The organism is Streptomyces sp. GbtcB7 (assembly GCF_019091445.1).
Classification (GTDB): Bacteria; Actinomycetota; Actinomycetes; order Streptomycetales; family Streptomycetaceae; genus Streptomyces; species Streptomyces mirabilis.
Genome location: NZ_JAGXJM010000105.1, coordinates 1 through 3,305 on the forward strand (window position 1 = coordinate 1; position 3,305 = coordinate 3,305).

2 protein-coding genes and 1 pseudogene are annotated in these 3,305 nt (G+C 71.3%); all 3 read right to left on the reverse strand.

Annotated elements, in window-relative coordinates; translation table 11 throughout:
- Nucleotides 1–1,079: pseudogene (locus KVT44_RS55295) on the reverse strand (1,4-alpha-glucan branching enzyme); the annotation flags it as partial.
- Between the two features lie 36 nt (nt 1,080–1,115).
- Nucleotides 1,116–2,585: a maltokinase gene (locus KVT44_RS55300; RefSeq protein ID WP_217576802.1), complete on the reverse strand. Its 1,470-nt coding sequence runs from the start codon at nt 2,583–2,585 to the stop codon at nt 1,116–1,118.
- A gap of 120 nt (nt 2,586–2,705) precedes the next feature.
- A partial coding sequence (locus tag KVT44_RS55305) for an alpha-glucosidase C-terminal domain-containing protein (RefSeq protein WP_217576804.1) occupies nt 2,706–3,305 on the reverse strand: 600 nt, incomplete at its 5' end.

Sequence of the window (3,305 nt, forward strand, 5' to 3'; positions counted from 1 at the left end):
GCCAGTTGGCGGTAGGTCAGGCCCGGGCGCCAGGAGGGCAGGTGGACCTCGTACACGGACAGCGGTGCCTCGTGCACCGGACGGGCGCCCCGCCCCGCCATCCACTCCTCGTCCGTCCACACGTGGTGCGAGGCGTGCACGATCGACGACGTGCGCGGCGGGACCTCGGTCCGCCGGGCCATCGGGTCGGCCCGCAGGGTGCGGGAGCCGTCCGGGCGGGTGATCTCGAACTTGTAGAGCTCGCCCTCGCCGATCGCCGGCACGAACAGCTCCCACACTCCGGAGGAGCCGAGCGACCGCATCGGAAACCCGGTGCCGTCCCAGAAGTTGAAGGTGCCGGCGAGACGGACACCGCGCGCGTTCGGCGCCCAGACCGTGAAACGGGTGCCGGTCACCCCCTGGTGCACCATCGGCTCCGCACCCAGGGCGCGCCACAGCTCCTCGTGGCGTCCCTCGCCGAGCAGATGGAGATCGAACTCGCCCAGCGCGGGCAGGAAGCGGTACGCGTCCTCGGTGTCCTGAACCGTCCCCTCGTACGCGACGAGCAGCCGGTACGCCTCCGGGACCGCGCGCAGCGGCACCAGCGCCGAGAAGAACCCGTCCCCGTCGTCGTGCAGCTCGGCCCGCAGGTCGTCCGTCACGACGGTCACCCCGAGCGCGTACGGACGGAAGGCCAGGAAGGCCACACCGCCGGGCACCGGATGGGCGCCGAGCACCCCGTGCGGATCGTGGTGCGTGCCGGAGAGCAGCCGCTCGCGGTCACCGGGATCGACCCCGGCGAAGACGGGAGCGCTGTCGACGACGGCGGGCTCGGAAACCCCGACCACGGGCTCGGCGCCCTTCGGCTCCGCAGCGCGCGGTTCGGGAACCCTCGCCGCGGCCCCCTTCTTCGAGACCTTGGAGACCGTCGAGACCTTCGCGTCCTTCGCGGCCTTGCTCCCGGCGGGCTTCTGAGCAGCGACCTTTTTGACGGCCGCTTTCTCGACCGTCGCTTTCTTCACCGCCGCCTTCTTGGCGGCAGCCGGCTTCTTGGCACCGTTCTTCTTCGGACTGTCGTCGGACGGGGGGCGGGGCGTCACGGGCAGGGCCTCCTCGGCGGGGTGAGGTGGGGAAGGTCAGGGGGATGCGGCGAGTCGGCGTATCGCCGCCATCGGTACCGGCAGCCAGTCGGGCCGGTGCCGGGCCTCGTACAGGACTTCGTAGATCGCCTTGTCCGTCTCGTAGGCGCGCAGGAGTACGGGATCGGCGCGTGGGTCGCGGCCGGCGACCTCCGCGTATCCGGCGCAGTACGCGGCCCGGCAGATGTCGGCCCAGTCGGGCACCGACGGAACGGGGGTGCCCCCTGCTGGAGCGGAGCCGAGGGCCCCGGGGACGGCGTGGGCCGCGTAGTCGAAGGAGCGGAGCATCCCCGCTATGTCCCGCAGGGGCGGCTGGGGCATGCGGCGCTCGGCGAGCGGTTTCGAGGGCTCGCCCTCGAAGTCTATGAGCGACCACTCCCCGGAGGGCGCGCGCAGGCACTGGCCGAGGTGCAGATCCCCGTGTATGCGTTGGGCGGTCCAGGTCTGCCCCTCGGAGGCCAGGTCGGCCAGCGCCTCGAAGGCGGTGCGCAGACCGGCGGCGTACGGTCGCAGCGCGGGCACCGCCTGCGCTGCCGTGGCCAGCCGCTCGGTCATGCCGTCGACGAGCAGTTCCATCTGCACGTGCCCCAGGGTGACCGTGGGCAGGGCTCGGGCGAGGGCCGTGTGCACCTCGGCGGTGGCCCGGCCCAGCGCCCGCGCCTCCCCGGTGAAGCCCTCGCCCCCGCGACAGCCGTCCTCGGCCGGTTCGCTCTCCTTGGCCAGTTCGCCCAGCGCCAGCTCCCAGCCGTCCACCGCGCCCTGGACATAGGGTTGCAGCACTCCCAGGACGTACGTCTCCTCGTCCAGGTCGGCGGCCATCCACGCCGTCGGTGCCGGCACCCGTGGGCAGCCCTCCCGGGCGAGCGTCAGCGGCAGCTCCAGATCGGGGTTCACCCCCGGGACGACGCGACGCAACAGCTTCAGGATGAACGTATCTCCGAAGACCAGGGACGAGTTGGACTGTTCCGCGGTGATCAGGCGCGGTACCAGATCGCCCCGTATCTCCTGGCGTCGGTCCCGTTCGAAGCGCAGCTCGCCGACGCGGGCCTGGGTGCGCAGGGCCTCCAGGAGTACGCCGGCGGGGCGCGGGTCGTGCAGTGCCTCGTAGACCGTGTGTCCCGCCAGTGGTCCCTCCTCCACGTGCCCGATCAGCGCGGGCGCGAGGTGCGGCGGGAGTGCCTCGCGTACGCCGATGAGCAGTTGGTAGCAGTCGCCGGGCTGGGTGCCGGCTCCCTGGGCGGGGGTGAGCGGCTGGTGCGCCCGGACCAGCAGGTGGAGCAGGCCCAGCTGAGCCGTCGAGGGCAGCAGTTCGTTGGCCGTCACCAGGGAGAACCCGGTCACCGGACGGCCCTTGCCCGCGAACCAGCGCTGCCGTGGCAGCCATTCCCGTAGGAGCGGATCGAGCGACGCGAGCAACTCGGGGCGTGCGACGGGGGCCGTGACAGAGTGGATTGCGGCTTCCGACATGACGTCGCGTCCTTTCCCCAGGGGCCCGGAGACCGGGCGAGTCGGGGTGTTACTGATGCGTGCCCAGGGCGGGACGGAGGAAACCGCCCCGCCGACCGGGTTCTGGAGTCTGTCCTTGGATCAGACGGCGTCCTTGCGGAGCCGGAACCAGTAGAAGCCGTGGCCCGCGAGGGTGAGCAAGTACGGCAGCTCTCCGATGGCCGGGAATCGCACCCCGCCGATGAGTTCGACCGGGTGGCGGCCGTTGAAGGCCCGCAGGTCCAGTTCGGTGGGCTGGGCGAAGCGGGAGAAGTTGTGCACGCACAGCACGAGGTCGTCCTCTTTGCCCTCGGTCGAGGGGGCCTCGCGCAGGAACGCGATGACCGCGGGGTTGGAGGACTGGAGTTCCGTGTAGGAGCCGAGGCCGAAGGCCTGGTTCTGTTTGCGGATCTCGATCATGCGGCGGGTCCAGTGCAGCAGGGACGAGGGCGAGGACATGGAGGCCTCGACGTTCGTCACCTGGTAGCCGTAGACGGGGTCCATGATCGTGGGCAGGAACAGCCGGCCGGGATCCGACGAGGAGAAGCCCGCGTTACGGTCGGGCGTCCACTGCATCGGGGTGCGCACGGCGTCGCGGTCGCCGAGCCAGATGTTGTCGCCCATTCCGATCTCGTCGCCGTAGTAGAGGATCGGCGAGCCGGGCAGGGACAGCAGCAGGGCGGTGAACAGCTCGATCTGGTT

Coding starts and splice junctions, on each gene's coding strand:
- KVT44_RS55300 (WP_217576802.1), bottom strand. CDS start 2,585: ATGTCGGAAGCCGCAATCCACTCTGTCACGGCCCCCGTCGCACGCCCC.